The sequence below is a fragment of the uncultured Succiniclasticum sp. genome (genome assembly GCF_902793885.1).
Taxonomy (GTDB): Bacteria; Bacillota; Negativicutes; order Acidaminococcales; family Acidaminococcaceae; genus Succiniclasticum.
Map to the genome: position 1 here is coordinate 110,316 of NZ_CADBFF010000013.1, position 6,000 is coordinate 116,315.

The 6,000-nt window shown below is 49.2% G+C and carries 7 protein-coding genes; 6 read left to right on the forward strand and 1 reads right to left on the reverse strand.

Annotation, left to right across the window (positions count from 1 at the left end):
* Positions 1-311: 311 nt before the first annotated feature.
* The 6 genes from QZV31_RS08120 to tsaD are packed head-to-tail and all read left to right on the forward strand — an operon-like array spanning position 312 to position 4,836.
* Entirely contained in the window at positions 312-1,409 is a 1,098-nt protein-coding gene (locus QZV31_RS08120) for an N-acetylmuramoyl-L-alanine amidase (RefSeq protein WP_295359538.1), read from the forward strand.
* 19 nt (positions 1,410-1,428) lie between these two features.
* Complete coding sequence (locus QZV31_RS08125) at positions 1,429-2,031, forward strand: GerMN domain-containing protein (RefSeq protein WP_295359539.1); 603 nt, start codon at positions 1,429-1,431, stop codon at positions 2,029-2,031.
* 15 nt (positions 2,032-2,046) lie between these two features.
* The gene (gene tsaE / locus QZV31_RS08130; RefSeq protein WP_295359540.1) at positions 2,047-2,646 is read left to right on the forward strand and encodes a tRNA (adenosine(37)-N6)-threonylcarbamoyltransferase complex ATPase subunit type 1 TsaE; all 600 of its coding nucleotides are present in this window, start codon (positions 2,047-2,049) and stop codon (positions 2,644-2,646) included.
* Positions 2,627-3,319 carry a tRNA (adenosine(37)-N6)-threonylcarbamoyltransferase complex dimerization subunit type 1 TsaB gene (gene tsaB / locus QZV31_RS08135; protein ID WP_295359541.1) on the forward strand — a complete coding sequence of 231 codons (693 nt, stop codon included), beginning with the start codon at positions 2,627-2,629 and terminating at the stop codon, positions 3,317-3,319. The genes tsaE and tsaB overlap by 20 nt, the downstream gene beginning before the upstream one ends.
* A gap of 37 nt (positions 3,320-3,356) precedes the next feature.
* On the forward strand, positions 3,357-3,809 hold the full coding sequence (gene rimI / locus QZV31_RS08140; RefSeq protein WP_295359542.1) for a ribosomal protein S18-alanine N-acetyltransferase: 453 nt from the start codon (positions 3,357-3,359) through the stop codon (positions 3,807-3,809).
* A 10-nt stretch (positions 3,810-3,819) separates the two neighbouring features.
* Entirely contained in the window at positions 3,820-4,836 is a 1,017-nt protein-coding gene (gene tsaD / locus QZV31_RS08145; protein WP_295359543.1) for a tRNA (adenosine(37)-N6)-threonylcarbamoyltransferase complex transferase subunit TsaD, read from the forward strand.
* 408 nt (positions 4,837-5,244) lie between these two features.
* Here the strand turns inward: tsaD and QZV31_RS08150 are convergent, their stop codons facing one another.
* A complete protein-coding gene (locus tag QZV31_RS08150; RefSeq protein WP_295359544.1) occupies positions 5,245-5,898 on the reverse strand; it encodes a recombinase family protein in 654 nt (217 codons plus the stop codon).
* Positions 5,899-6,000 lie beyond the last annotated feature (102 nt).

The following is a 6,000-nucleotide window of genomic DNA, read 5'->3' on the forward strand; positions in this document are numbered from 1 at the left end:
TATAGTTGAGTGTTGGCGGGGCAACCCGGAAGGGTCCCAGTCGACGAGGGAAGCCACGCTGAGCGGAGCGATGCGCGGCACACAGAGGAGTGGGAGGCGGGTTGCCCCGTCAACACGACTTCGAGTTTCGAAGCCACAGGCGAATGAGTCCATGGAATAGCAATCATTGACGGTTTTGCGAAATCTTTTTCTTACAGCAGTCTTCAGATATATTAATTAGGAAAACAGTTTGCACATAAATATATTTTATGCTAAAATAAATCGTTATAGCATTTGACATGTATTGAAACGTACATAAAGGAGGTACCGGTTTGCGTAGGAAATTTTTAGCGTTTCTGGTTTGGGCCGTCTGCCTGCTGGTAACCTGTACTGCTTCCGCAGCAGCCATGGTGACCGATGTTAACTGGGGCGTGGATAAATATAATGTACTCCGTATGGTAGTGGACCTGTCGGAAAACACGCAGTACAATATTAAGATTGCCAACGACAGAGAACTGCAGATCAAAGTCACCGGCGGACTGGGACCCAAGGTGGTGCGCCGCGGCTCGATTAAAAGTGATCTGGCGAAAAGCTTTAGTGTGGACCGGGAACAGAACGGTGTCGTGGTCCGTGTGCCTATGACAAAAAAGGTAGAACGTTCGGACGTGAAGAGCTTTATTCTGAAAAAAGATGCCTCTACAGGACGGCCTCCCCGCTTAGTGGTAGATGTTTCTACAAACAAGGTTAACAATGCTTCCATGAAATATGGGGCTACTTCGGTGCGCCGTCCGGCGGTCCGTCCCTCCCAGGGACCATCCACTCCGGTGGGTAACCGCGTCAACTTTGCTACCACCGGTGGACTGAAGGGGAAACGCATCACCATCGACCCCGGTCACGGCGGTTCAGACCCCGGCGCTATCGGTCCTAAAGGCAACAAGGAAAAGACTTCCACGCTGCTGATTGCTAACTACCTGAAGAACTACCTGACATCGGCCGGCGCCCTGGTGTCCATGACCCGTACCACGGATAAAGATGTGTACGGAAGATTTGCTTCGGCCAGAAACGAACTGCAGGCCCGGGTGGATGTAAGCACCCGGAACCGGGCGGACGCTTTTGTCAGCATCCATCACAATGCCAATAATAACCGCAATATCGGCGGTATTGCTACATATTATTACCCTAAGTCCGGTTACGATTACAAGTTGGGCAGTGCCATTCAGAAAAAGATGGCGGCAGCGTCCAAACTCCGGAATATGGGAACCCAGCAGGCGAATTTCTATGTAATCAAGCGCTCCTACATTCCGGCAGTGTTGCTGGAGGTAGGCTTCCTCAGCAATTACCGGGAAGAGCAGCTGATCAGCAGCGCCTGGTTCCAGAAGACCATTGCCAAAGCTGTGTTTGAAGGATTGAAAGAGTATTTCGGCGGTTGAGGACAGGAGGCGCGTAATCATGTTGAAAAAAATAAGCATGTTGCTGATGCTTGTCCTGTTGTTGACAGTGACGGGATGTGAACCAACGGAGAAGATTACCGGCAAAAAAGGTGACGTGAAAGATGTGACGGGACAGCAGAATCCCATCACGACCGTAGTAAAAGACCCGAATCCTCTGACGAAAGAGTTTGTGGTGTACCGTGTACAAAAGAACGGGGAAGAGATCCTGATTCCGGAGAAGGTACGCTTTGCTGCGGGAAAAAAATCAAGAGAAGAAGCGGCGCTGGATGCCCTGATCCATACGGACCCGGTTTCCAAGCAGTTGATGAACCTGTTCCCGCCGGGAACGGATGTGCACAGTGTGAAGGTCAGCGGGGATACGGCAACGGTTGATTTCAACCAGAATTTTGCGTCCCGGGGGCAGGGCTCCTTTACGGAACGGATGATGGTCAACGCTGTGGTCTGCACCTTAACGGAATTCCCGGAAATTAAAAAGGTTAAGTTCCTGGTAGACGGCAAGGAAATCGATACTATCAGCGGGCATATGGATCTGCTGGATCCTCTGACACGGAATCCGGACGTACTGAAAAAACCGGATAAGAAGAAAGAAGAGAAAAAGTAAGGAGAAAAATGATTTATGGATACTCACTCGCGTAAGAAGCAACATCAGGCTGAAACGACTTCTGACAATGCAGGGCCTGTACCCGAAACCCGGCCGGTTTTGACCGGCATAATCTGGCAGAAGGAGTCCGGGAATCGCAGTCCCCGCTTTTTTCTGGCTGATGAGAACGCGACAGAGCATTTTGGCAGACTGCTGGGAACGCTGGCTGCCGACGGAGACGTATATTGCCTCAGCGGTGACCTGGGCGCCGGCAAGACCCTGATGAGCAAGGGTGTCTGCAGGTCCCTGGGCGTGGAGGAAGAAGAAGTAGTGAGTCCGACCTTTGCCCTGATGAACATATATAATGGAAAGGTTATGGAAGTTCGCCACTTTGATCTGTACCGGCTGGATTCTCCGGAAGAACTGAACGATATCGGTTTCTATGAATATGTGGGCGGCGAAGGTGTCTCTTTGATTGAATGGGGTGATTTGTTCCAGTCGGAACTGCCCCCGGAGTATTTGCAGGTGAATCTGACGATTGTGCCGGAAGGGCGTGTGGTGGAGATGATCCCCTTTGGCCTCCGGTACGAAGCGATAAGCAAGGAAGTGTTGCGGCATGTTAACGCTGGCGCTTGATACGGCGACGGGCGTATGTACGGTGGGACTGGTGCAGGACGGACATGTGCTGGCGGAATATGATATTTCCGTAGGCCTGACCCATTCGGAAGGGCTGATGCCCCAGCTGGACCAGATGTTTGCCCGTACAGGGATAAAAAAAGAAGAGATTGACCGGATTGCTGTCAGTATAGGGCCCGGTTCTTTTACGGGACTGCGTATCGGGCTGGCAGCGGCGGAAGCGATGGCCTATGCCTGGCAGTGTGGTATCTGTGGTGTCAATACGTTGCAGGCTATGGCCTATAATATTCCTTTGGCCGGTGTGGTGCTGGCGCCGGTGCTGGATGCCCAAAAAGGGAATTATTATACTGCGTTTTATGAATGGGTCAGTGGAGAACTGAAAGAACTGCAGCCGGTAGAGATGGCGGACAGGGAAACCCTGCTGCAGCAGCTGCAGCGCTGCGGCAAACCGGTGCTTCTTATGGGAGAATGTGAAAGGCTGCTGAAGCAGGATCTGCCTGCTGGCATTCTGGCTGCTCCAGAACCGGTGCGGCTGCCCAAAGCCTCGTCTGTGGCGCTGGCGGCGGAAGGCAGGAAAGTGCTGACAGGGGAAGAAGTATTTACCCTGCGCCCCTATTACATCCGGAAATCGGAAGCAGAAGAATTATGGGAGAAACGGCATCCGCAGGGATAATGCAATTTCAAAAATGGTCGGTACGAGTTGTAATACTATGGAAAAAAAGATAAGGCCTGTATTCCGGTTATGTGAAGAAAAGGATTTGCCGGCTGTGATGGAACTGGACGGGGAAGCGTTCTTCGATCCCTGGAGCCGGGACACCTGGCAGAGGGAATTGCAGAACAGGATTGCTGTCTGGATCGTAGCGGAACTGGAAAACCAAATTGCAGGGTATGCCGGTATCTGGAATGTGGCCGGAGAAGCGCAGGTCATGCGGGTGGCAGTGAAAAAGACAATGCGTAATCAGGGCCTGGGTCTATTGCTGACAACGGAACTGATACATAAAGCCTGGGACGCCGGGGCGGAAGCGGTAACGCTGGAAGTGCGGGAAAGTAATATAGCGGCACAAACTGTGTATGAACGCTGCGGTTTCGTATCCAAAGGCGTGCGGCCGGATTATTATGAGGATACCCATGAGGGCGCGGTCATCATGTGGCTGTACCGGTAAAAGGATTATTATGGAACAAAAAGATATTTACATTTTGGGAATTGAAAGCAGCTGTGACGAAACGGCTGCTTCTGTAGTTAAAAACGGACGGGACGTGCTGAGCAATATCATTTCCTCCCAGATTTCCATTCACCGGAAATACGGGGGCGTGGTGCCGGAGATTGCGTCCCGCAAACATATTGAACACATTATGCCGGTCATTGACGCGGCCCTGGAAGAGGCCAAGGTTACGCTGGACCGGATTGACGGGGTGGCTGTTACGTACGGGCCCGGTCTGGTAGGCGCACTGCTGGTAGGGCTGTCTGCTGCAAAGGCCCTGGCCTGGGCCACGGGCAAGCCGCTGCTGGGGGTCAACCATCTGGAAGGTCATGTGTTCGCCAACTTTATCAATGACAAAAAACTGGAGCCGCCGTTCCTGGCGCTGGTGGTGTCCGGCGGGCACACGGCCCTGCTGAAGGTGACGGGCTACAACCGTTTTGAGATGCTGGGGCAGACCCGGGACGACGCGGCGGGAGAAGCATTTGATAAAATCGCGCGGGTCATGGGATTACCCTATCCCGGCGGTCCGGAGATTGAAAAACTGGCGCTGGAAGGAAATCCCAAAGCCATTAATTTCCCCCGTGCCATGCTGGACGATCCCTTCCAGTTCAGCTTCAGCGGCATGAAATCCTCCGTCATTAACTACCTGCACAATGAAGAGCAGGCCCGGCGCCCGGTGAACCGGGCCGATGTGGCCGCCTCGTTCCAGGAAGCGGTGACAGATGTGCTGGTGCAGAAAAGTGTGCTGGCCATTAAGGCTACGGGTTTGAAAGAAATCGTGCTGGCGGGCGGGGTCTCAGCCAATAAAACCCTGCAGCATAAACTGGCGGCGGCTGCTAAAAAAGCAGGTGCCCGTCTGGTGCATCCTACCAAGATTCTGTGCACCGACAACGCGGTGATGATTGCCTGCCGGGGGTATTATATGTATCAGGCAGGAGTAGTCAGCCCCTGGGACCTGAATGCGGTGCCGGCGCTGAAACTGGGATAAGGAAAATTTTGACACTTTCCGAGCGTTGACAGAACTGCCTGCTTGCATCTGTATGCTTGTAAATGAAAACTAAATAAGATAGTTGCTTTTTTATCGTTTTTTTGTAAAAGAAAACTAAATATCTTTATCATTTTGGATTTTTTCATGAAAACCTTTTTGTAAAAGAAAACTAAATATGTTGGTTGTGTGGATTTTTTGTCCTGGAGTTAGATAGTCAGTCTTTGGACCGTTTCAGAGATTGGCTATTTTTTATTTGTGTTTTTGCACAGATGATATTTTATTGAGGCTATGGGGTGTTTTTATAGAATAAAATAAAGACTGCGTTCTTCGGTTTTAGCTAGAGAACGCAGTTTTTATAATATGATTTTTATGTTTTGTTACAAATTTGAGCCGGATGAATTTTTTTTTTCATTGGTCTTCTGTACTGTCTGTATTGTTTTTATCAATCTTGTGATCCTGTTCATATTCTTTGACCATACGGTAAAAGACTGGTCTGCTAATCTTTATCTGCTTGCATATGGAAGTAGCAGTCATGGTATGTTTCTTATAATTTTCGTACAAAAACGGGAAATTTTCCGGGATAGTCTTCTTTTTTCTGCCTTGATATATGCCGCGTTCTTTGGCTTTTTGGATACCGATTGCCACTTTTTCACGGAAGATATTCTTTTGGAAATCTAATGCAAGCTTAATGGCTCTAATGAAAAGTTTTCTAGTATCGTTATTGATATCAAACTGTTCTTTAAGGGATACTAATTGTACCTTTTTTTCTTGCAGACATTCTATGATATCCAGTAATTCTTTCACCGAATGGGCGAGTTGGGTGAGTTCGGTGACAATAAGTACGTCATTCTCGTCAATCCATGACAGGATTTCTTTTAATGCTTTACGTTTGGTTGAACTCTTATAATTTTTTTCTTCTATCAGTTTGTCAATACGTAGATTGGTTTCTTGGAGAAGGGTTGTTATATTTTTATAATTCTGTTCTTCCGTGCTGAAAAAGGTATATACGATATGCCGTTTTTTGTCAAAATCTTTTTGTCTTTCTTCTAATTCCCAGGACATAGAAGTCTCCTTGTATTATAGAGTAGTAGTTTTTAGTGACCCTCTCCAAGGTCATATGCTACACTGTAGAGGATGCTGTGGATTGGTTCAGTCTCCTACCGC